Below are 17732 nucleotides of genomic sequence, written 5' to 3'. Positions count from 1 at the left end.
ACACTGATTAAAGATGAGTCAGAAAATTAGAATAAAATTAAAATCATACGACTACAATTTAGTGGATAAATCCGCAGATAAGATCGTAAGGTCTGTCAAACCTACGGGAGCTGTGGTAAATGGTCCCATATGTTTACCTACACATAGGCAGATATTTACCGTTTTGCGTTCACCTCACGTCAATAAAAAATCTCGTGACCAATATGAACTGCTTACCCACAAAAGATTGTTGGATATTTATAGTTGCTCATCTAAAACCGTTGATGCTCTTATGAAATTAGAGCTTCCCAGTGGTGTAGAAGTTGAGATAAAAGTATAGTGTGATATATAATTTTAGTATTAATGTCAGGTATTATAGGAAAAAAAATTGGTATGACCAGCCTTTTTGACGAAAATGGAAAAAATATTCCATGTACGGTCATTCAAGCGGGTCCATGTTCGGTTCTGCAGATCAGAACCCTTAAGAAAGATGGATATTCTTCCGTTCAGTTGGGTTTTGATGATAAAAAAGAAAAAAATACCCCTAAACCGCTTCAAGGACACTTCAAAAAAGCCGGTGTCTCGCCTAAAAGGAAGCTGGTAGAATTTTATGGAGATTTTGTCAATAATTTAAAATTGGGAGATCAGTTGGATGTGAATCTTTTCTCAGAAGGAGAATTTGTAGACATAACGGGTCTTTCCAAAGGAAAAGGCTTTCAAGGTGTAGTTAAGCGGCATGGTTTTTCGGGTGTGGGAGAACGTACTCATGGGCAGCACAATCGTTTAAGAGCTCCTGGTTCTATCGGTGCTGGTTCGGATCCTTCACGTGTATTTAAAGGCATGCGTATGGGGGGGAGAATGGGAGCTCAAAACGTTACTGTTCAAAATCTTAGAGTGTTAAAAGTAGATTTTGGTCATAATATTATCATTGTGAAAGGCGCTGTACCTGGCCATAACCATACATATTTAACAATCAGAAGATGGAAGTAGCTGTATTCGATAGTAAAGGTAAAGCCACCGGTCGTAATGTATTATTAGATGCCTCTATTTTTGAGGTTGAGCCTCACGATCATGTGGTATACCTAGAAATTAAAAGATATCTTGCCTCTCAACGCCAGGGAACTCATAAAGCTAAAGAGCGAAGTAAACTCTCGGGGAGTACCCGGAAATTGCATCGGCAAAAAGGAACAGGCGGGTCAAGAAAAGGAGACATAAATAATCCTTTATTCCGCGGAGGAGCCAGGGTATTCGGGCCAAAGCCGAGATCTTATGACCAGAAATTAAATAAATCTTCAAGAATGCTGGCCAAAAAATCTATTCTTAGTCAGAAGCTTAAAGATAATGCATTAAAAGTAGTAGAGGACTTTTCTTTTGAGCAACCTAAGACCAAAGATTTCGTAAATATGTTGCGTTCGCTTGAGTCGTATAATAAAAAAACATTGTTTGTTTTAGCGGAACTAAATAAAAGCCTATATTTGTCGTCCAGAAATTTACATGGCAAAAAAATCACAACTGTCAATGAATTAAGTAGTTATGACTTAATGAATGCCTCACATTTGATTTTTTCGGAGAGTGCTGTGAGAAAAATTCAGGAAAATCTAAAAAAATAAGACAGATATGCGCTTATTAATTGAGCCGATAATAACTGAAAAAGCTAATTCAGCTAGTGAGTTAAGAAACGTTTATACCTTTGTGGTAAGCCGCCAGTTCAATAAAGTGGAAATTAAAAAATCAATTCAGGCCCGTTATGGCGTCTCTGTAAAAAATGTCCGAACTATCATATATGCGCCTAAAACTATGCGACGAAATACAAAAAGTGGCGTCGTATGGGGTAAGTCTAATAAAACTAAGAGGGCATTGGTGGAATTGCGAGAAGGACAGTCAATAGATTTTTATGGTAATATTTAGTAGAGTTGTTCCATGTCAGTAAAAAAATTAAAACCCATCACTCCTGGTCAAAGGTTTAGAGTTGTTAATAAGTTTCAAGAACTTACCAGATCTTTTCCTGAAAAAACTCTTACTGTAGGTAAAGCTTCATCTGGCGGTCGAAATAACAAGGGAAAAATGACTATGCGCTACACTGGTGGCGGTCATAAAAGAAAGTATCGTATCATCGATTTTAAGAGAGATAAATCAGGGATACCTGCTGTAATTAAATCTATAGAATATGATCCCAATCGTTCGGCTTTTATATCCTTACTCTATTATGCCGACGGTGAAAAACGTTACACCATTGCGCAAAATGGGATTAAAGTTGGGCAGAAAATTATTTCCGGAGAGGCTGTTGCCCCTGAAGTTGGGAATGCTACTTTCTTAGGCGATATACCTTTAGGTACTATTATTTCGTGTATTGAACTTCAGCCTGGGCAAGGAGCGAAAATTGCCAGAAGTGCAGGTTCGTATGCACAACTCTCTGCAAGGGATGGTAAGTATGCTATTATCAAGTTACCCTCAGGGGAGAGCCGCATGATCTTAACTACCTGTATGGCTACCATAGGTTCGGTGTCTAATTCCGATCATCAACTGGAAGTTTCAGGAAAAGCTGGAAGAAGCCGTTGGTTGGGTATAAGGCCGCGTACCAGGGCGGTAGCGATGAATCCTGTCGATCATCCTATGGGTGGGGGTGAAGGGAGAGCTTCGGGTGGCCATCCGAGAAGTCGAAAAGGTATCCCTGCAAAAGGATACAAAACACGATCTGCGAAGAAAAGATCTGGAAAATACATAATGGAGGACAGAAGAAAATAATCATAAAGCATGGCACGTTCACTCAAAAAAGGCCCATATATACATTATAAGTTATACAAAAAAGTTCTTGCTAATTCTGAAGCGTCTAAAAAAAACGTCATAAAGACTTGGTCCAGAGCCTCGATGATTTCTCCGGATTTCGTTGGGCAGACTATAGCAGTTCATAATGGAAAGCAATTTATACCGGTGTACGTTACAGAAAATATGGTAGGGCATAAGCTCGGAGAGTTTTCCCCCACACGTACCTTTCGAGGTCATTCGGGCTCTAAAAACAAGGGTAAAAAATAAAAAATATAAGCTTGAATTGTTATGGGTTCACGAAAAAGAATATGCGCTGAGAATCGAAAGGAAGTTAAAAAACGTCTTGTCTTTGCTCAGTTAAATAATGTTCCTATCTCTCCTAGGAAAATGAGACTCGTTGCAGATTTGGTTCGAAATATGCAAGCTAATAAAGCATTAGCTGTGTTAAAATATAATAAGAAACACGCCTCTCTTCATTTGGAGAAACTTTTACTTTCTGTGCTTGCTAACTGGCAGTTTAAAAATGAAGGTAAAGATATTGAAGAAGCTGAATTATATATTCAAGAAATTAAAGTGGATGGCGCACGTATGATCAAGAGGATGCGTCCTGCGCCTCAGGGAAGAGGGCATAGAATCAGAAAACGCTCGAATCATGTAAGTGTTATTCTGGGAGATAGAAACGACGACTAATATATATGGGACAGAAAACAAATCCGATTGCCAATCGTCTTGGTATAGTAAGAGGCTGGGATTCCAATTGGTATGGAGGTAAAAATTATGGCGATAGAATCTTGGAAGACCACCAAGTGCGCAGGTATATTGAAGCGCGCCTTTCAAAGGCTAGTGTATCTCGAATTTACATAGAACGTACTTTAAAGTTAATTACTGTTACCATTACAACAGCTCGCCCTGGCGTTATTATTGGAAAAGGAGGCCAGGAAGTAGATAAGCTAAAGGAAGAACTTAAGAAAGTTACTGATAAAGAGGTTCAGATCAATATATTTGAAATACGCCATGCTGCTTTAGATCCACGTCTGGTAGCAAAAGATATCGCTCATCAAATATCTAATCGGGTGTCTTACAAGAAAGCTATTCGGGTGGCTATTTCTGACGCCAGACGTATGGATGCTGAGGGTATAAAGATACAAATAGCTGGCCGCTTGAATGGTGCAGAAATGGCTCGTAATGAGTCTTACAAAGAAGGTCGTATTCCTCTTTCTACGCTTCGCGCTGACATAGATTATTCAGTAGCTGAGGCACATACCACTTACGGTGTGATTGGTGTTAAAGTTTGGATTATGAAGGGAGAAATATATCAAAAACGAAGAGAATTATCTCCGCTACTAGGTTTGCAAAAAAAGCAAAAGTCTCCAATAAGGCCTATGCTGGAAAAAAGGAGAAAATAATTGTATAACTCATGTTACAGCCTAAAAAAACCAAATATAGAAAGCAGCAGAAAGGGCGTATGAAAGGAAATGCTACCAGAGGTTATAGTCTTTCTTTCGGTACCTTCGGTATAAAAACTCTAAAGTCAAGTTTTATAACAGCTCGTCAAATTGAGGCGGCGCGTGTCGCCGCCACGCGTTATATGAAAAGAGAAGGGCAATTATGGATTAATATTTATCCTGATAAACCTCTTACCAGAAAACCTCAAGAAGTGCGTATGGGAAAAGGTAAAGGAGCGGTGGAATTTTGGGCAGCCCCTGTAAAGCCCGGTCGAATTCTTTTTGAACTCAGTGAAGTGTCTTTAGAAGTGGCTAAAGAAGCATTGCGTCTTGCTGCTCAAAAATTACCTGTGAAAACAAGGTTTGTCGTGGCAAATGATTTTTTAAAAAATTGATTTTTTATAGAATGAAAATAACTGATATAAGGAATCTATCGATAGAAGAAATTAGACAAAAATTGAAAAATCAGACCACTGAATACGAACGTGCAAAATTTAGCCACAAAGTCTCTTCATTGCAAAATCCAATAAAACTTAGAAATAACAGAAGGCTTATAGCTCGTATATCTACTGTACTTCAGCAAAAATTAGAAGAAGCCGCTCAATGATTATGTTTTTATGAAAAGGACTTTAAGAAAAGAAAAAACAGGTATTGTTACAAGTAATAAGATGGATAAAACCATTATAGTAACGGAAAATAAGCGAGTTAAGCATCCTTCCTATGGAAAGGCTGTATCGAGAAGAAAAAAATATGCAGCACATGATGAGCAAAACAGCTGCAATGAAGGTGATATTGTTAAGTTGATGGAAACACGTCCCTTGAGCAAAAGCAAGCGTTGGAGATTGGTTGAGATAATAGAAAGAGCAAAATAGAAATATGTTACAGCAAGAATCTAGACTTAAAGTGGCAGATAATACAGGTGCCCGAGAGGTGCTGCTCATCCGCATACTTGGTGGTACCAGAAAACGCTATGCTTCGGTAGGTGATCAAATAGTAGTAACTGTGAAAGAGGCGATTCCTTCAGGGAACGTTAAGAAAGGACAGGTATCTAAGGCAGTTGTTGTACGTACTAAAAAACAAATCCGACGTAAAGATGGCTCCTATATATCGTTTGATGACAATGCTTGTGTCCTCATCAGTGCTACAGGAGAGGTCAGAGGTACTCGTATTTTTGGTCCTGTTCCTAGAGAGCTTAGAGATAAGGAGTACATGAAAATCATTTCACTCGCACCTGAGGTACTTTAATTATTTGATATCATGATAAAGATAAAAAAAGGAGACCAGGTGATAGTTTTAAGTGGAAACTATAAAGGATCGAAGGGTGAAGTGGTTAGTGTTTTACCTAAAAAAAATAAGGCTTTTGTAAAAGGAGTCAACCTCATTAAAAAACATACCAAACCTAATGCTCAAAATCCCCAGGGTGGGATCCTCGAAAAGGAGACTCCGATTGATTTATCAAAAATTGCTATTCTGGATCCAGATAGTAGTAGGCCCACACGTATAGGTTTTCAGATAAAAGAAGGCAAAAAGTTCCGTATAGCTAAACGCTCCGGAAAAGTATTGTCATAAGAAAAATAAAAAAGATGGTTTACTCGCCGAGAATAAAAAATTTATATAAGGATAAAGTGCCGGCTTTAATAGAAGAGTTTAAATATTCTTCTTCCATGCAAATTCCTCGACTTAAAAAAATTGTATTAAGTCAGGGCCTTGGTTCTGCTGTAGCTGATAAAAAAATTGTAGAATATGCTATTCAGGAAATGAGCGCTATTTCCGGTCAAAAAGCGGTACCTTGTCTTTCTAAACGTGATGAGGCTGGTTTTAAATTACGCAAGGACATGCCTATCGGTGTTAAAGTGACTTTGCGAAGAGATATAATGTTTGAATTCCTCGATCGTCTAATCACGGCAGCTTTGCCAAGGGTTCGGGATTTCAACGGAATTAATCCCAAAGGTTTTGATGGCCGTGGTAATTATAACATGGGGATTTCAGAGCAAATTATATTTCCAGAGATCTCCATTGATAAGATTAAGAAAATTTCTGGAATGGACATTACTTTTGTTACCTCGTCCAAGAGTGATAAAGAAGCGCTTTCATTGCTGAGGCATCTCGGGTTGCCTTTTAAAAAGAATTGATACATGGCTAAAGAATCTATGAAGGCGCGTGAGAAGAAGCGCCAAGAATTATGTAAAAAATACGCTAAAAAGCGCAACCAACTTAAGGAAGCGGGCGATTATGAATCGCTCCAAAAGCTTCCTAAAAATTCCTCACCTGTTCGTTTACACAATCGTTGTAAGCTTACGGGACGTCCAAGAGGATATATACGACGATTTGGTATTTCTCGTGTTTCTTTCAGAGAGCTCGTAAGTTTTGGTTTAATCCCTGGTTTGAAAAAATCTAGCTGGTAAGCTTTTTTACAATTTTATAACTATGTATACAGACACTATAGCTGATTTTTTGACACGTATCCGCAACGCTTCAAGCGCTGGTCATCGTGTAGTAGATATTCCTTCTTCAAGATTTAAAAAAGAAATCACTAAAATACTATTTGATCAGGGGTATATTTTATGTTACAAATTTGAGGAAACTGATTTTCCTCAGGGAAGAATTAAAATCGCTTTGAAGTATGACCGTAGAACACGTAAACCGATTATCAAATCTATCAAGCGTTTAAGCAGGCCTGGCTTAAGAAAATACAGCTCAGCTGATACTTTACCACGTATTTTGAATGGTCTGGGAATTGCAATTATTTCCACCTCTCAAGGGGTGATGACAGATAAACAGGCTCGTGAAAAAAACATTGGTGGTGAAGTTGTTTGTCATGTATATTAAAAATTGATTTATGTCAAGAATCGGAAAATTACCTGTTCCTATACCACATCCGGGAGTCGTTGTGGATTTGAAAGATGATATAGTAAGAATTAAAGGACCCTTGGGAGAATTGTCTCAACAATTATCTCCAAGGATCAATTTGGAATTGAATCAGGACCAGATTTTGCTCAAGAGAGTTTCTGAGAGTAAACAAGATAAGGCTATGCATGGTCTTTACCGATCGCTTATTAATAACATGATTATAGGAGTAAATCAGGGATTTACTAAAGAGTTAGAGTTAGTAGGTGTGGGATACAGGGCTACTGCTCAGGGCCAGATTCTGGAAATGACTTTGGGATTTTCTCATAACATTGTGATGGAATTGCCTTTAGAAATTAAACTTGAAACCAAAGCTGAGAAAGGAAAAAATCCTTTGATCATTCTTAGATCTTATGACAAGCAATTGATCGGCATGGTCGCTGCAAAGATTCGTTCTTTTAGAAAGCCTGAGCCTTATAAAGGTAAAGGTGTAAGATACGTAGGAGAATATATACGAAGGAAAGCAGGAAAATCCGCTTAAATCCATCAAAATGAATGTAAAAAGCAAAAGAAGAAAGAAGATCAAACAAAGTGTGCGAAAGAAAATTTTTGGCACCCCTGAGAGACCACGATTATCAGTATACAGAAGTAATAAAGGAATTTTTGCTCAAGTGATTGATGATGCTAATGGTCTTACGCTTATTTCATCTGCGAGTGAGGAGAAGGATTTAAAGATAAAAGCAAATAAGTCTGAAAAAGCTACATTAGTGGGTAAAAAACTAGGTGAAAAAGCTTCCAAAGCAGGGATAAAGCGTGTAATCTTTGATCGTAATGGTTACCTTTATCATGGTAGAATAAAGGCTTTAGCTGAGGCGGCCAGAGAAGCGGGATTGGAGTTCTGAGCGTATTACGAATAAATTATGTTGAGGTATAAAAATATAGAAAAAGTTAAGCCTACTGCGCTGGAAAAAAAAATTTCCAAGCTCATTGGTGTGGATAGAGTAGTTAAAGTTACCAAAGGAGGGAGAGATTTTAGTTATCGAGCTCTTGTAGTGGTTGGAAATGAAACAGGGGTAGTCGGGTATGGATCTGGAAAATCAAAAGATCTTTCTGAAGCCATCTCAAAAGCGGAAGAAGACGCTAAAAAAAAACTCCTCAGAATACCTACCTTCAATGGAAGTATTCCACATGAGCAAGAGGCACGTTATTCAGGTGCCTGTGTGTTTATGAGACCCGCCTCTCAAGGTACTGGTGTGATTGCAGGAGGCGCTGTACGTGCTGTTTTGGAGGTAGCTGGTATTCGTAATGTGCTTTCCAAGTCTAAAGGCTCTTCAAATGCTCATAATGTGGTCAAGGCAACCTTTAAGGCTCTCTTAAGTATGCGTGATTTAAAGAGTGTGGCCAAGGAAAGAGGTATAAGTATGCAGAAAATTTTTAAAGGTTAGATCATGAATAAGACCTCTGCTAAGATTAACATTAGGCAATTAAAAAGTATAATCAAATGTCCTAGAAAGCAAAAATTAACGCTTAAGGCTTTAGGATTGAGAAGAATTAATCATCAAGTTGAGCATATACCTACTCCACAAATACTTGGGATGATACGTAAAATAAAGCATCTTGTGCAAGTAGAGGAAATTTGAAAAAAATGAGATTAGAAAATCTAAAGCCTGCAGTTGGTTCTGTACAAAATCGAAAACGCCTCGGCAGGGGGCAAGCTTCTGGCAAAGGGGGTACTTCAACCAGAGGGCATAAAGGCGCGAAATCTCGTTCGGGAAATTCCGCGAAATTAGGATTTGAAGGTGGTCAAATGCCCTTACAACGTCGCGTTCCTAAATTCGGCTTCAAAAATATTCATCGAAAATCTTATACCAGTGTTAATATCGACGTTTTACAAGCTTTAGCAGAAAAAGGTAAAATTCAGAATGAGGTGAATTTAGAAATTCTCCAAAAATCCGGCTTGGTATCTAATAATGATTTAGTTAAGATTTTGGGTCGTGGTAAATTAACCTCAAAACTGAAGATTTCAGCTCATAAATTTAGTAAAGCTGCTACGAAAGCGATACAAAAAGCAGGTGGCGAAATCATTTCCCTGTAAAAGTTCTTTTTGATGAACCAATTTTTAAATACAATTAAAAATATCTGGAAGACAGAAGAGCTGCGGCGAAAAATAAGTATTACGCTTTTTCTTCTGTTGGTTTATCGTTTTGGCGCTTATGTGCCTTTAGCGGGAATCGACCCTCAAGAGATCAGTAATTTCATAGACAAGGTGAATCCTGGCGCAAAAGGTCTCATGCAAATTCTTTCCTCTTTTACAGGAGGTGCTTTTAATCGTGCCTCCATTCTGGCGCTTGGTATTATGCCTTATATTTCCGCTTCTATTGTCGTACAGCTTATGTGCCTTGCCTTGCCTTATTTGCAAAAAATCCAGAAAGAAGGAGAAAGTGGTCGCAAACAGATAAATCGTATTACTCGCTGGTTGACCATTGGAATATGTATGGTTCAGGCACCTGCTTATCTTACCATGCTCACTACAAAATTTTTGCCCTTCTCTTCTGTTCCTCAGGCTTATTTGCTGGATATTACCACTTCAGGTGGACGAGTTCTTTTTTGGGCAATATCTGTTTTATTGTTAACTGTAGGTACTTTGTTTTCTTTATGGCTTGGGGAGAAAATTACCGATAAGGGAATAGGCAATGGTATTTCATTGATCATTATGGCAGGTATTATAGCGCGCTTTCCCGAGTCTATAATTATGGAGATACGTAATCGTCTGGAAGTAGGAAATGGTGGTTTGATTTTTTTGTTTCTCGAATCCATGGTCTGGCTGCTCGTCATTTTATTTTCCATATTGATTATTCAAGCGGTTAGAAAGGTTCCTCTACAATATGTACGTCACACACAAGGAAATACTAGTAATTATATCAGATCTGTTAAACAATCAGCTCGTCAGTATATCCCTCTGAAAGTTACGGCAGCAGGAGTAATGCCAATTATATTTGCACAGGCTATCATGTTATTGCCTGCAGGTTTACTTACCTACGTTGGAAATGAAAAATTACAAACGTTTGGGAAAGTTTTTGAAGATATTTATGGTTTTTGGTATAATCTTGTATTTGCCACTCTTATTATATTGTTTACATTTTTTTATACGGCAATTACTATTCCTGTAAATCAAATGGCGGATGATCTAAAGAGAAACGAAGCACATATTCCAAAAATAAAGCCTGGAAAAGATACAGCTGATTTTCTGGATAATATTCTATCCAGAATTACACTTCCTGGATCAATTTTATTGGCTATTATAGCTATTCTTCCTTCTGTTACGATAAAATTTGGAGTAACTCAAGGTTTTGCACTTTTCTATGGAGGAACTTCATTGCTGATTATTGTTGGAGTAGTACTTGATACAGCTCAGCAAATCAACGCTTATTTGCTCAATCGCCATTACGACGGTCTAATGCAAGGTAAAAGAGCCATTAAAAAATGAATTTAAATTATGTCTAAAAAGCAAATAGAGAATAAAAAAAAACAAGGTTTTATAGAGAAAGATGCTATAATTATCGAGGCTTTGCCTAACGCGAGATTTCGTGCCGAGCTGGAAAACGGACACATTATCAATGCGCATATATCCGGAAAAATCAGAAAAAATTATATTAAAATCCTTCCAGGAGATAAAGTCCGTACGGAGATCTCCCCTTATGATTGGAATCAAGGCAGAGTAGTTTATAGATATTAAGTATATTACAATGAAGGTAAGAACATCTTTAAAAAAGAGAGGCACGGACTCCAAGATCGTCAGACGTAAAGGACGTCTGTTTGTCATTGACAAAAAAAATCCTAAGTTTAAACAAAGACAGGCATAATATATGGCAAGAATTTCAGGCGTAGATCTGCCGAAAAATAAAAGAGGTGTTATAGGGCTCACTTATATATATGGAATGGGAAAAAGTACAGCCGCAAAGGTGCTTTCACAAGCTGGTGTAATTCAGGATAAGAAAGTAAGCGACTGGACTGATGAAGAGATCAATAATATACGTAAAGCTATTCTTGAAAACATAAAAACCGAAGGAGAACTCCGCTCAGAATATCAACTTAATATCAAGCGTCTGATGGATATAGGTTGCTACAGGGGTATTCGTCATAGGGTTGGATTACCACTTAGAGGGCAAAAAACTAAGAATAACGCACGTACTAGGAAAGGCAGAAAAAAGACAGTGGCAAATAAGAAAAAAGCTACTAAGTAAAATCATAGATAAGTAAAAAAACATGGCAAAAACGACAGCGACGAAAAAACGAAAAGTTGAAGTTGATTTTATGGGTCAGGCACATATAAGTTCCTCTTTTAACAATATCATCATTACCTTGACGAATAACAAAGGCGATGCCATATGTTCGTGTTCTGCAGGACAAATGGGTTTTAAGGGATCCAAGAAAAACACGCCTTATGCCGCCCAACGCACTGCAGAAAAGGTTGCGGAAGAAGGATTCAACGCAGGCCTTAGAAAAGTAGATGTTATCATCAATGGTTGCGGTATTGGCAGGGAATCTGCGATTCGTTCCCTGAGTAAAGTTATTTCAGTAGTTAGCATTACTGATCGTACTCCTTTACCACATAATGGCTGTCGTCCACCTAAACGTAGGAGGGCTTAATTTTAATATTATAAAAGATATACTTCATGGCAAGATATACAGGACCTAAAACCAAAATTGCACGTAAATTTGGAGAAGCCATCTTCGGTGAAGATAAATATTTCGAACGCCGGAAATATACCCCTGGTCAGCATGGCAATAGCCGAAGACGTGGCAAACGTTCGGAATATGGTATTCAGCTTGCTGAGAAACAAAAACTAAAATACACCTATGGTGTTTTAGAGCGTCAGTGTAGAAAAATGTTTGAAAATGCTTTGAGAGTTAAAGGCAATACTGGCGAGGTTTTATTGCAGTTATTTGAGATGCGTCTGGATAATGTAGTTTACAGGCTAGGTCTTTCTACTTCTCGATCTGGTGCGCGTCAATTGGTATCTCATGGGCATTTAACTGTAAATGAGCGTAAGGTGAATATTCCTTCTTATTTGCTAAAGCCTGGAGATATAGTGATGATTCGCGAAAAATCAAAAAATCATCCGGCAATTCAAACTGCTTTGAACTCTTCCAGGAGGTCCATAGTTGAGTGGTTGGTTTGGAATGAGGAAAAACTCAGTGGAACCTTCCAATCTGTACCCGATAGAGTACATATTCCCGAAAATATTAATGAGCAGCTCATCGTTGAATGGTATTCCAAATAATTAAAAAAGAATCAGATATCCTATAATATGGCGATTTTAAATTTTGTACAGCCTGAAAAAGTAATAATGAAAAGAGCTACGGCTTGTGAGGGGACTTTCGAGTTTAGGCCTTTAGAGCCAGGCTTTGGGATTACCGTAGGGAATGGTCTCAGGCGTATTCTTCTTTCTTCTTTGGAAGGTTTTGCGATCAGCTCGGTCAAAATTGGAGGGGTAGATCATGAATTCTCCACGATAAAAGGGATAGTAGAAGATATCACTGAAATTATATTAAACTGCAAAAAAATTCGCTTTAAAAGGCAAATTGAAAACAGCGAAGGGGAAGTAGTAAACGCTTCTTTTAAAGAGCAAGAACGAATCACAGCTGGTGATCTTGGAAAATTTATTTCAGGATTTCAGATCCTGAATCCTGAGCTAGTTATTTGCAATAAAGAAAAGTTAACTCCTTTTACAATTACCTTTGTTATTGATAGAGGAAGGGGTTATGTTCCTGCTGAAGAAAATAAAAAATCTGAAGCTCCTATGGGTACCATTGCTATTGACGCCATATATACGCCAATAAAAAATGTTAAATACACTGTAGAAAACTACCGTCTCGAGCAAAAAACCGATTATGAAAAGCTTTCTTTGGAAATCAAAACAGACGGATCTATCCATCCCAAGGATGCGCTTACAGAAGCTTCAAATATTTTAATTCAGCATTTGGCTCTTTTTACAGATGAGCGCATTGCTCTAGAGAGTAATGAGCAGAAAAAAACAGAAGATTACGATGAAGAAGCATTGCATATGAGACAACTGCTTAATTCAAATTTGGCAGATCTTGGACTTTCGGTAAGAGCGCAGAATTGTCTGAAGTCTTCTGAAATCATTACACTTGGTCAACTCGTTAGCAAAACTGAAAATGATTTGAAGAAAGTCAGAAATTTTGGAATTAAGACCATGAATGAGATTAACGAACTTTTAGAAGTGAAAAGTTTACAACTTGGCATGGAGCTTTCAAAATATAAATTAGATAAAGAGTAAATCCACTACAATGAGACACGGAAGAAAAATAAATCACCTTAAGAGAACAGCAGCACATCGCAAAGCTATGTTATCTAATATGGCATGCTCCCTTATCATTAATGAACAAAAAAGAATCAATACTACTTTAGCTAAGGCCAAGGCACTTCAACGTTTCATAGAGCCTATTCTTACAAAAAGCAAAACTAACAGCACTCATTTCCGTCGCATGGTTTTTTCCTGTCTTCAGGACAAGTCAGTTATTTCAGAGCTTTTCATAAAGATAGCTCCTAAAATTACAGAGCGACCTGGAGGCTACACTCGTATTATCAAAACTGGCTCTCGGCTAGGAGATGGCGCAGAAAAAGCTTTAATAGAACTAGTAGATTTCAATGAAATCTACAATATTGAGAAATATAAAAAGAAGGCAACTCGTCGTCGTAGAACCTCAAAAAATGCGATGGAATCTTCAGTCCAGGCATCATCTTCTGAGGATAAACTAAAAGTTCTTCCTTCAGAGAACCATATTAAAGAACTCACTCACAAAACATCCCCTGAAGGCGAATGATTTTGTACTTCAAATAAGATAAAATAAAGGGATAGACTTTAAATAGTTCTGTCCTTTTTTAATTTAAAAATACTTTAAAAATGAGCACTATAAAGACCATTCATGCAAGACAAATTTTTGATTCAAGAGGCAATCCTACCATTGAAGTCGACCTTATTACCGATGAGGGAATTGTGGGAAGAGCGGCGGTTCCTTCAGGAGCTTCCACGGGTGAACATGAAGCGGTAGAATTACGTGATGGTGGAAAAGACTATTGTGGAAAGGGTGTGTTGAAAGCAGTGAGAAATGTTAATGGAGTATTGACCAATGAGCTTGTTGGTCATTGTGTATTCGATCAGTTTTCCCTGGATCGACGCATGATTGATCTTGATGGCACACCCAATAAAAGCAAATTGGGTGCAAATGCATTGCTGGGTGTTTCTTTAGCTGCTGCACAAGCTGCTGCATCTAGTGTGGGTTTACCGCTCTATAGATATTTAGGAGGTGTAAATGCTTGTACCATACCATTGCCAATGATGAATATTGTCAATGGAGGTGCACATTCCGATGCGCCTATTGCTTTTCAGGAATTCATGATTATGCCTGTGAAATTTGATAGCTTTTCTAAAGCATTAAAAGCAGGAACAGAAATTTTTCATCAGCTTAAAAAAATATTACATGACAGAAAGTTAAGTACCGCTGTAGGTGACGAAGGTGGCTTTGCGCCTGATTTTGAAGGAACTGAAGATGCGTTAGATACTATTTTGAAAGCTATTGAACAATCGGGATATCAACCTAAGAATCAGATCATGTTGGCACTTGATTGCGCTTCATCTGAGTTTTATAAAAACGGCGTATATGATTACACTTGCTTTGAGGGAAGTAAAGGCGCTAAGCGATCTTCAGAAGAGCAGACTGAATATTTGGCTGCTTTATGTGATAAATATCCTATACAATCTATTGAAGATGGTATGGATCAGAATGATTGGAAAGGATGGAAAATACTTACAGAGAAGATCGGCTCAAAAGTACAATTGGTAGGAGATGATCTTTTTGTTACCAATACAAAATTTCTCGAAAAAGGCATAAAAAAAGGTGTAGCTAATTCTATTCTTGTAAAAGTTAATCAAATAGGTACGCTTACTGAAACCATAGCAGCTATCAAAAAAGCTCAACATGCTGGATATACCGCGGTTATGTCTCATCGCTCAGGCGAGACGGAAGATCATATTATCGCAGATCTTTCTGTAGCATTCAATACCGGACAGATTAAAACTGGTTCGGCTTCTCGTTCGGACCGAATGGCTAAATATAACCAACTCTTGCGTATCGAAGAACAACTTGCCGAGGCGGCCTGCTATCCTCAATGGGAGTCCTTTAAAGGACGTATAAACAAATAGTATTTTTATACTTCTTAAATCCCAGACTTTGTCTGGGATTTTTTTATTAGGGTTTAAAAAATTATGTTTATACTATCAAATAAAATTTGAGAACAAATAAAATATGAGAAATGAAAAATGTATTGATATCTATAGATTTATCTGATTTTCCCGGAAAAATAATTGATCTATTCCATAGAATATCTACATATTATGAAAGCAAATACTTATGTGATTTACGTAGCACCCCTAAAGCCTGCTTATATAGTTCCGGACGTTGGATTTCAATATTTATCTAATGAGAGAGCGATGATAAGATTATGAAAGAGCGAAAAAAGCAACTTTTAAGGATGGTAGAAAAGATCAAAAATGCAGGCATAGAATGTGAGGGAATATTAAAAGAAGACATTCCATCGGATTTTATTCTCGAAGTGGTTATGGAAAAAATATTGACCTTATCATCATCGGATCACATGGACATGGTATACTCTATATCAAGCCCTGGTAGGGAGTGTCTATCATAGTGTGATAAAAGAAAGTCAAATTCCAATTTTGCTAGTTCCGGATAATTATATAAATAGTAAGTCAAAAGCTTAATTGTAATCATCAGTAAGCTTGATTAACTCTTTTACGATGAGTATTACCTGAGGCATAGCTTTGTCTACAGCTTCCAGCACTTCTTTATGGCTGACAGCTGAACTGATATCCGGACCGCCTAAGTCTGTAATTATCGAAAGCGCAAGAACGCGCATATCCATGTGCTTTGCGGCGATTACTTCAGGGACGGTACTCATACCTACAGCGTCTCCGCCTATATATCGGATCATTCCGTACTCGGCCGGCGTTTCAAAAGTTGGACCTTGCAAAGCTACATATACTCCCTTATGAATTATAATATTTTGCTCTCTTGCAATCTCTTCTGCTTTTTCAAGCATTTCTAAATCGTAAGGTTCATGCATATCAACAAAACGTGGTCCGTGTTTATCGATATTAGGTCCTATTAGAGGGTTTTGCATCATCATGTTGATGTGATCTCTGATCAACATAATATCGCCCACCTTAAAATTTGGATTTACCCCTCCAGAGGCATTCGATAAAATTAGTTTTTTTATACCAAGTTTTCTGAATATCCTAATCGGATAAACTACTTTAGACATGTTATGGCCCTCATAATAATGAAAACGGCCAGAGAGCGTCAGCACCTTTTTACCTTCTATTTCTCCAAAGATCAATTTACCGGAGTGCCCCTCTATAGTAGTTTGTGGAAAGTTAGGGATCTTATCGTAAGAAATAGTGATAGGGTTATTTATTTCGCAAGCCAGTTTTCCCAGGCCTGATCCTAAAACGATTCCGAATTCGGGGATTTCTCTTACGGTTTTCCTTATATAATCAACGGTCTCGTCTATGTGTTCATAATATTTTTCCAACTCTCGTAGTTGATCTGACATAATCTATAATTTTTTGATCGAAAGTATTTTTTCTATTTATTCTGGTAAAAATAGGAATATAAAATATACACTTAGCCCACGAGTTGATATCTCTTATGCGCATATAATCTTTTTCTGTTGTTAGAAAGCATTTTTCTCCGGCTAAATCTTTAAAAATCAGATTAATTTCTGAATAGTCTTTTGTTCGAAATTTATAATGATCAGGATAGGAAAGATGGATAAGTTGGCTGCATTTTTTCTTTAGAAATTTTACAAGCGGCTCAGATTGCTCAATACCTGTGATGAGTAACACTTGTTTTTTTTGCAATGTTGAAAGAGGTACTTCATTTTCATAATAATCTCTCAGATATTTGGCATATTGGATAAAGGAAAAAAAAACCTCTTGTTTTTTTTCAGGTTTTAATTTGTTAATAATCTCTTTTTGTAAAGATTCATCAAGTGTATCGGGACATTTAGTGATGATAATGATATGCGCGCGTTTTGCCTGACTTTTATCTTCACGTAAACGGCCCATTGGCAAGAGAGTATCCTCAGAATAAAGATGGTAAAAGCCCGTTAATAGTATATTTAAGCCTGCTTGGATGCGTCTATGTTGAAAAGCATCATCTAATAATACTATTTCAATGTTGTTCCTTATGCATAATTCTTTTATGCCGTGCACGCGATCTTCGTCGACAGCTACACTGATTTGATGTCCAAACTTTTTAAAATATTGTAAAGGCTCATCTCCAATGTTTTTAGCCGTAGAATACTCATCTGCCAATATAAATCCTTTGGTCTTTCGACCATATCCTCTGCTAAGTGTCGCGACTTTATAAGTATCCTTAAAAAGCCGAATTAAATATTCTGTATGTGGAGTTTTACCTGTACCTCCGCTGCTGAGATTCCCTATGCATATAACCGGAAGGGGGAAAGGAGCAGAAGATAGCCATTTATGATCATAAAGATAATTTCTTAAACGCGTGCTCCCTCCATAGAGATAAGAAATCGCTTGAAGAAGATATCGATAAGATTTCATTTGTTTAAGTATGGGATTA

The 17732-nt window shown here is 37.5% G+C and carries 33 protein-coding genes; 31 read left to right on the top strand and 2 right to left on the bottom strand.

The features are described 5' to 3' along the window. Positions 1 to 13 precede the first annotated feature (13 nt). The 31 genes from rpsJ to CS842_RS03670 all read left to right on the top strand — a co-directional run bounded on the left by rpsJ (position 14) and on the right by CS842_RS03670 (position 15771). Entirely contained in the window at positions 14 to 319 is a 306-nt protein-coding gene (gene rpsJ / locus CS842_RS03820; protein ID WP_103327556.1) for a 30S ribosomal protein S10, read from the top strand. A 23-nt stretch (positions 320 to 342) separates the two neighbouring features. Continuing rightward, positions 343 to 969, top strand: a complete 627-nt coding sequence (gene rplC / locus CS842_RS03815) for a 50S ribosomal protein L3 (RefSeq protein WP_103327555.1) — start codon at positions 343 to 345, stop codon at positions 967 to 969. Then, positions 960 to 1589, top strand: a complete 630-nt coding sequence (gene rplD / locus CS842_RS03810; protein ID WP_103327554.1) for a 50S ribosomal protein L4 — start codon at positions 960 to 962, stop codon at positions 1587 to 1589. The genes rplC and rplD overlap by 10 nt, the downstream gene beginning before the upstream one ends. A gap of 7 nt (positions 1590 to 1596) precedes the next feature. Next, positions 1597 to 1887: a 50S ribosomal protein L23 gene (gene rplW / locus CS842_RS03805; protein WP_103327553.1), complete on the top strand. Its 291-nt coding sequence runs from the start codon at positions 1597 to 1599 to the stop codon at positions 1885 to 1887. Positions 1888 to 1899: 12 nt separating this feature from the next. Then, positions 1900 to 2724 carry a 50S ribosomal protein L2 gene (gene rplB / locus CS842_RS03800; RefSeq protein WP_103327552.1) on the top strand — a complete coding sequence of 275 codons (825 nt, stop codon included), beginning with the start codon at positions 1900 to 1902 and terminating at the stop codon, positions 2722 to 2724. A gap of 9 nt (positions 2725 to 2733) precedes the next feature. Further along, positions 2734 to 3012: a 30S ribosomal protein S19 gene (gene rpsS, locus CS842_RS03795; protein ID WP_103327551.1), complete on the top strand. Its 279-nt coding sequence runs from the start codon at positions 2734 to 2736 to the stop codon at positions 3010 to 3012. Positions 3013 to 3033: 21 nt separating this feature from the next. Further along, positions 3034 to 3435 (top strand): 50S ribosomal protein L22, encoded by a 402-nt coding sequence (rplV, locus tag CS842_RS03790; RefSeq protein WP_103327550.1) that lies wholly within the window; start codon positions 3034 to 3036, stop codon positions 3433 to 3435. 5 nt (positions 3436 to 3440) lie between these two features. Beyond that, positions 3441 to 4151, top strand: coding sequence for a 30S ribosomal protein S3 (gene rpsC, locus CS842_RS03785; RefSeq protein ID WP_103327549.1), 711 nt, complete (start codon positions 3441 to 3443; stop codon positions 4149 to 4151). 11 nt (positions 4152 to 4162) lie between these two features. Then, on the top strand, positions 4163 to 4585 hold the full coding sequence (gene rplP, locus CS842_RS03780) for a 50S ribosomal protein L16 (RefSeq protein WP_103327548.1): 423 nt from the start codon (positions 4163 to 4165) through the stop codon (positions 4583 to 4585). An 11-nt stretch (positions 4586 to 4596) separates the two neighbouring features. Continuing rightward, the gene (gene rpmC, locus CS842_RS03775) at positions 4597 to 4797 is read left to right on the top strand and encodes a 50S ribosomal protein L29 (protein WP_103327547.1); all 201 of its coding nucleotides are present in this window, start codon (positions 4597 to 4599) and stop codon (positions 4795 to 4797) included. A 10-nt stretch (positions 4798 to 4807) separates the two neighbouring features. Further along, on the top strand, positions 4808 to 5062 hold the full coding sequence (gene rpsQ / locus CS842_RS03770; RefSeq protein ID WP_103327546.1) for a 30S ribosomal protein S17: 255 nt from the start codon (positions 4808 to 4810) through the stop codon (positions 5060 to 5062). Between the two features lie 4 nt (positions 5063 to 5066). Continuing rightward, positions 5067 to 5435, top strand: a complete 369-nt coding sequence (gene rplN, locus CS842_RS03765) for a 50S ribosomal protein L14 (RefSeq protein ID WP_103327545.1) — start codon at positions 5067 to 5069, stop codon at positions 5433 to 5435. A gap of 12 nt (positions 5436 to 5447) precedes the next feature. Continuing rightward, positions 5448 to 5759, top strand: coding sequence for a 50S ribosomal protein L24 (gene rplX / locus CS842_RS03760; RefSeq protein WP_410468504.1), 312 nt, complete (start codon positions 5448 to 5450; stop codon positions 5757 to 5759). A 14-nt stretch (positions 5760 to 5773) separates the two neighbouring features. Continuing rightward, on the top strand, positions 5774 to 6322 hold the full coding sequence (gene rplE / locus CS842_RS03755) for a 50S ribosomal protein L5 (protein WP_103327544.1): 549 nt from the start codon (positions 5774 to 5776) through the stop codon (positions 6320 to 6322). Between the two features lie 3 nt (positions 6323 to 6325). Then, on the top strand, positions 6326 to 6595 hold the full coding sequence (gene rpsN, locus CS842_RS03750; protein WP_103327543.1) for a 30S ribosomal protein S14: 270 nt from the start codon (positions 6326 to 6328) through the stop codon (positions 6593 to 6595). Between the two features lie 22 nt (positions 6596 to 6617). After that, positions 6618 to 7019, top strand: a complete 402-nt coding sequence (gene rpsH / locus CS842_RS03745; RefSeq protein WP_103327542.1) for a 30S ribosomal protein S8 — start codon at positions 6618 to 6620, stop codon at positions 7017 to 7019. Between the two features lie 10 nt (positions 7020 to 7029). Next, positions 7030 to 7578, top strand: a complete 549-nt coding sequence (gene rplF, locus CS842_RS03740; RefSeq protein WP_103327541.1) for a 50S ribosomal protein L6 — start codon at positions 7030 to 7032, stop codon at positions 7576 to 7578. Positions 7579 to 7588: 10 nt separating this feature from the next. Beyond that, positions 7589 to 7939: a 50S ribosomal protein L18 gene (rplR, locus tag CS842_RS03735; protein WP_103327540.1), complete on the top strand. Its 351-nt coding sequence runs from the start codon at positions 7589 to 7591 to the stop codon at positions 7937 to 7939. Positions 7940 to 7957: 18 nt separating this feature from the next. Beyond that, positions 7958 to 8482 (top strand): 30S ribosomal protein S5, encoded by a 525-nt coding sequence (gene rpsE / locus CS842_RS03730; RefSeq protein ID WP_410468505.1) that lies wholly within the window; start codon positions 7958 to 7960, stop codon positions 8480 to 8482. A gap of 3 nt (positions 8483 to 8485) precedes the next feature. Beyond that, a complete protein-coding gene (gene rpmD, locus CS842_RS03725; RefSeq protein WP_103327538.1) occupies positions 8486 to 8677 on the top strand; it encodes a 50S ribosomal protein L30 in 192 nt (63 codons plus the stop codon). Between the two features lie 5 nt (positions 8678 to 8682). Continuing rightward, positions 8683 to 9132: a 50S ribosomal protein L15 gene (gene rplO, locus CS842_RS03720; protein ID WP_103327537.1), complete on the top strand. Its 450-nt coding sequence runs from the start codon at positions 8683 to 8685 to the stop codon at positions 9130 to 9132. Between the two features lie 12 nt (positions 9133 to 9144). Then, complete coding sequence (gene secY / locus CS842_RS03715; RefSeq protein ID WP_103327536.1) at positions 9145 to 10524, top strand: preprotein translocase subunit SecY; 1380 nt, start codon at positions 9145 to 9147, stop codon at positions 10522 to 10524. A 9-nt stretch (positions 10525 to 10533) separates the two neighbouring features. Beyond that, positions 10534 to 10773 (top strand): translation initiation factor IF-1, encoded by a 240-nt coding sequence (gene infA / locus CS842_RS03710; protein WP_103327535.1) that lies wholly within the window; start codon positions 10534 to 10536, stop codon positions 10771 to 10773. Between the two features lie 10 nt (positions 10774 to 10783). Continuing rightward, positions 10784 to 10900: a 50S ribosomal protein L36 gene (gene rpmJ, locus CS842_RS03705; RefSeq protein ID WP_103327534.1), complete on the top strand. Its 117-nt coding sequence runs from the start codon at positions 10784 to 10786 to the stop codon at positions 10898 to 10900. A gap of 3 nt (positions 10901 to 10903) precedes the next feature. Then, positions 10904 to 11281 carry a 30S ribosomal protein S13 gene (rpsM, locus tag CS842_RS03700; protein ID WP_103327533.1) on the top strand — a complete coding sequence of 126 codons (378 nt, stop codon included), beginning with the start codon at positions 10904 to 10906 and terminating at the stop codon, positions 11279 to 11281. Between the two features lie 22 nt (positions 11282 to 11303). Then, positions 11304 to 11687, top strand: coding sequence for a 30S ribosomal protein S11 (gene rpsK, locus CS842_RS03695; RefSeq protein WP_103327532.1), 384 nt, complete (start codon positions 11304 to 11306; stop codon positions 11685 to 11687). 26 nt (positions 11688 to 11713) lie between these two features. After that, positions 11714 to 12322 (top strand): 30S ribosomal protein S4, encoded by a 609-nt coding sequence (gene rpsD / locus CS842_RS03690; protein ID WP_103327531.1) that lies wholly within the window; start codon positions 11714 to 11716, stop codon positions 12320 to 12322. A gap of 27 nt (positions 12323 to 12349) precedes the next feature. Then, positions 12350 to 13342, top strand: coding sequence for a DNA-directed RNA polymerase subunit alpha (locus tag CS842_RS03685; protein WP_103327530.1), 993 nt, complete (start codon positions 12350 to 12352; stop codon positions 13340 to 13342). A 10-nt stretch (positions 13343 to 13352) separates the two neighbouring features. Then, positions 13353 to 13889: a 50S ribosomal protein L17 gene (gene rplQ / locus CS842_RS03680; protein ID WP_103327529.1), complete on the top strand. Its 537-nt coding sequence runs from the start codon at positions 13353 to 13355 to the stop codon at positions 13887 to 13889. Between the two features lie 80 nt (positions 13890 to 13969). Continuing rightward, positions 13970 to 15268 carry a phosphopyruvate hydratase gene (eno, locus tag CS842_RS03675; RefSeq protein ID WP_103327528.1) on the top strand — a complete coding sequence of 433 codons (1299 nt, stop codon included), beginning with the start codon at positions 13970 to 13972 and terminating at the stop codon, positions 15266 to 15268. Positions 15269 to 15567: 299 nt separating this feature from the next. Next, entirely contained in the window at positions 15568 to 15771 is a 204-nt protein-coding gene (locus tag CS842_RS03670; RefSeq protein ID WP_103327527.1) for a hypothetical protein, read from the top strand. Positions 15772 to 15840: 69 nt separating this feature from the next. Here CS842_RS03670 and CS842_RS03665 read toward each other — a convergent pair whose 3' ends face one another. Together CS842_RS03665 and lpxK are read right to left on the bottom strand one after the other, a co-directional pair. Continuing rightward, positions 15841 to 16695, bottom strand: a complete 855-nt coding sequence (locus tag CS842_RS03665) for a purine-nucleoside phosphorylase (RefSeq protein ID WP_103327526.1) — start codon at positions 16693 to 16695, stop codon at positions 15841 to 15843. Further along, positions 16658 to 17713 carry a tetraacyldisaccharide 4'-kinase gene (gene lpxK, locus CS842_RS03660; protein WP_195909861.1) on the bottom strand — a complete coding sequence of 352 codons (1056 nt, stop codon included), beginning with the start codon at positions 17711 to 17713 and terminating at the stop codon, positions 16658 to 16660. Before lpxK ends, CS842_RS03665 begins: the two co-directional genes overlap by 38 nt. Between the last annotated feature and the right edge of the window lie 19 nt (positions 17714 to 17732).

The organism is Bacteroidetes bacterium endosymbiont of Geopemphigus sp. (assembly GCF_002904345.1).
Classification (GTDB): domain Bacteria; phylum Bacteroidota; class Bacteroidia; order Flavobacteriales; family Blattabacteriaceae; genus GSPS2-BC2016.
Note: the sequence above shows the minus strand (reverse complement) of the source record. Positions and strands in the feature narration are given on the sequence as shown.

Bases quoted from the DNA above. Each gene is read 5' to 3' on its own strand.
- rplE (WP_103327544.1), top strand. From the start codon at position 5,774: ATGGTTTACTCGCCGAGAATAAAAAATTTATATAAGGATAAAGTGCCG.
- eno (WP_103327528.1), top strand. From the start codon at position 13,970: ATGAGCACTATAAAGACCATTCATGCAAGACAAATTTTTGATTCAAGA.
- rplV (WP_103327550.1), top strand. From the start codon at position 3,034: ATGGGTTCACGAAAAAGAATATGCGCTGAGAATCGAAAGGAAGTTAAA.
- rplQ (WP_103327529.1), top strand. From the start codon at position 13,353: ATGAGACACGGAAGAAAAATAAATCACCTTAAGAGAACAGCAGCACAT.
- rpsD (WP_103327531.1), top strand. From the start codon at position 11,714: ATGGCAAGATATACAGGACCTAAAACCAAAATTGCACGTAAATTTGGA.
- rplO (WP_103327537.1), top strand. From the start codon at position 8,683: ATGAGATTAGAAAATCTAAAGCCTGCAGTTGGTTCTGTACAAAATCGA.
- rplF (WP_103327541.1), top strand. From the start codon at position 7,030: ATGTCAAGAATCGGAAAATTACCTGTTCCTATACCACATCCGGGAGTC.
- rpmC (WP_103327547.1), top strand. From the start codon at position 4,597: ATGAAAATAACTGATATAAGGAATCTATCGATAGAAGAAATTAGACAA.
- rpsQ (WP_103327546.1), top strand. From the start codon at position 4,808: ATGAAAAGGACTTTAAGAAAAGAAAAAACAGGTATTGTTACAAGTAAT.
- rplW (WP_103327553.1), top strand. From the start codon at position 1,597: ATGCGCTTATTAATTGAGCCGATAATAACTGAAAAAGCTAATTCAGCT.
- rpmJ (WP_103327534.1), top strand. From the start codon at position 10,784: ATGAAGGTAAGAACATCTTTAAAAAAGAGAGGCACGGACTCCAAGATC.
- rplR (WP_103327540.1), top strand. From the start codon at position 7,589: ATGAATGTAAAAAGCAAAAGAAGAAAGAAGATCAAACAAAGTGTGCGA.
- lpxK (WP_195909861.1), bottom strand. From the start codon at position 17,713: ATGAAATCTTATCGATATCTTCTTCAAGCGATTTCTTATCTCTATGGA.
- CS842_RS03665 (WP_103327526.1), bottom strand. From the start codon at position 16,695: ATGTCAGATCAACTACGAGAGTTGGAAAAATATTATGAACACATAGAC.
- rplD (WP_103327554.1), top strand. From the start codon at position 960: ATGGAAGTAGCTGTATTCGATAGTAAAGGTAAAGCCACCGGTCGTAAT.
- secY (WP_103327536.1), top strand. From the start codon at position 9,145: ATGAACCAATTTTTAAATACAATTAAAAATATCTGGAAGACAGAAGAG.
- infA (WP_103327535.1), top strand. From the start codon at position 10,534: ATGTCTAAAAAGCAAATAGAGAATAAAAAAAAACAAGGTTTTATAGAG.
- rpsE (WP_410468505.1), top strand. From the start codon at position 7,958: ATGTTGAGGTATAAAAATATAGAAAAAGTTAAGCCTACTGCGCTGGAA.
- rplB (WP_103327552.1), top strand. From the start codon at position 1,900: ATGTCAGTAAAAAAATTAAAACCCATCACTCCTGGTCAAAGGTTTAGA.
- rplP (WP_103327548.1), top strand. From the start codon at position 4,163: ATGTTACAGCCTAAAAAAACCAAATATAGAAAGCAGCAGAAAGGGCGT.
- rplN (WP_103327545.1), top strand. From the start codon at position 5,067: ATGTTACAGCAAGAATCTAGACTTAAAGTGGCAGATAATACAGGTGCC.
- rpsN (WP_103327543.1), top strand. From the start codon at position 6,326: ATGGCTAAAGAATCTATGAAGGCGCGTGAGAAGAAGCGCCAAGAATTA.
- rpsM (WP_103327533.1), top strand. From the start codon at position 10,904: ATGGCAAGAATTTCAGGCGTAGATCTGCCGAAAAATAAAAGAGGTGTT.
- rpmD (WP_103327538.1), top strand. From the start codon at position 8,486: ATGAATAAGACCTCTGCTAAGATTAACATTAGGCAATTAAAAAGTATA.
- rplC (WP_103327555.1), top strand. From the start codon at position 343: ATGTCAGGTATTATAGGAAAAAAAATTGGTATGACCAGCCTTTTTGAC.
- rpsK (WP_103327532.1), top strand. From the start codon at position 11,304: ATGGCAAAAACGACAGCGACGAAAAAACGAAAAGTTGAAGTTGATTTT.
- rpsH (WP_103327542.1), top strand. From the start codon at position 6,618: ATGTATACAGACACTATAGCTGATTTTTTGACACGTATCCGCAACGCT.
- CS842_RS03685 (WP_103327530.1), top strand. From the start codon at position 12,350: ATGGCGATTTTAAATTTTGTACAGCCTGAAAAAGTAATAATGAAAAGA.
- rpsS (WP_103327551.1), top strand. From the start codon at position 2,734: ATGGCACGTTCACTCAAAAAAGGCCCATATATACATTATAAGTTATAC.
- rpsJ (WP_103327556.1), top strand. From the start codon at position 14: ATGAGTCAGAAAATTAGAATAAAATTAAAATCATACGACTACAATTTA.
- rplX (WP_410468504.1), top strand. From the start codon at position 5,448: ATGATAAAGATAAAAAAAGGAGACCAGGTGATAGTTTTAAGTGGAAAC.
- rpsC (WP_103327549.1), top strand. From the start codon at position 3,441: ATGGGACAGAAAACAAATCCGATTGCCAATCGTCTTGGTATAGTAAGA.
- CS842_RS03670 (WP_103327527.1), top strand. From the start codon at position 15,568: ATGAAAGAGCGAAAAAAGCAACTTTTAAGGATGGTAGAAAAGATCAAA.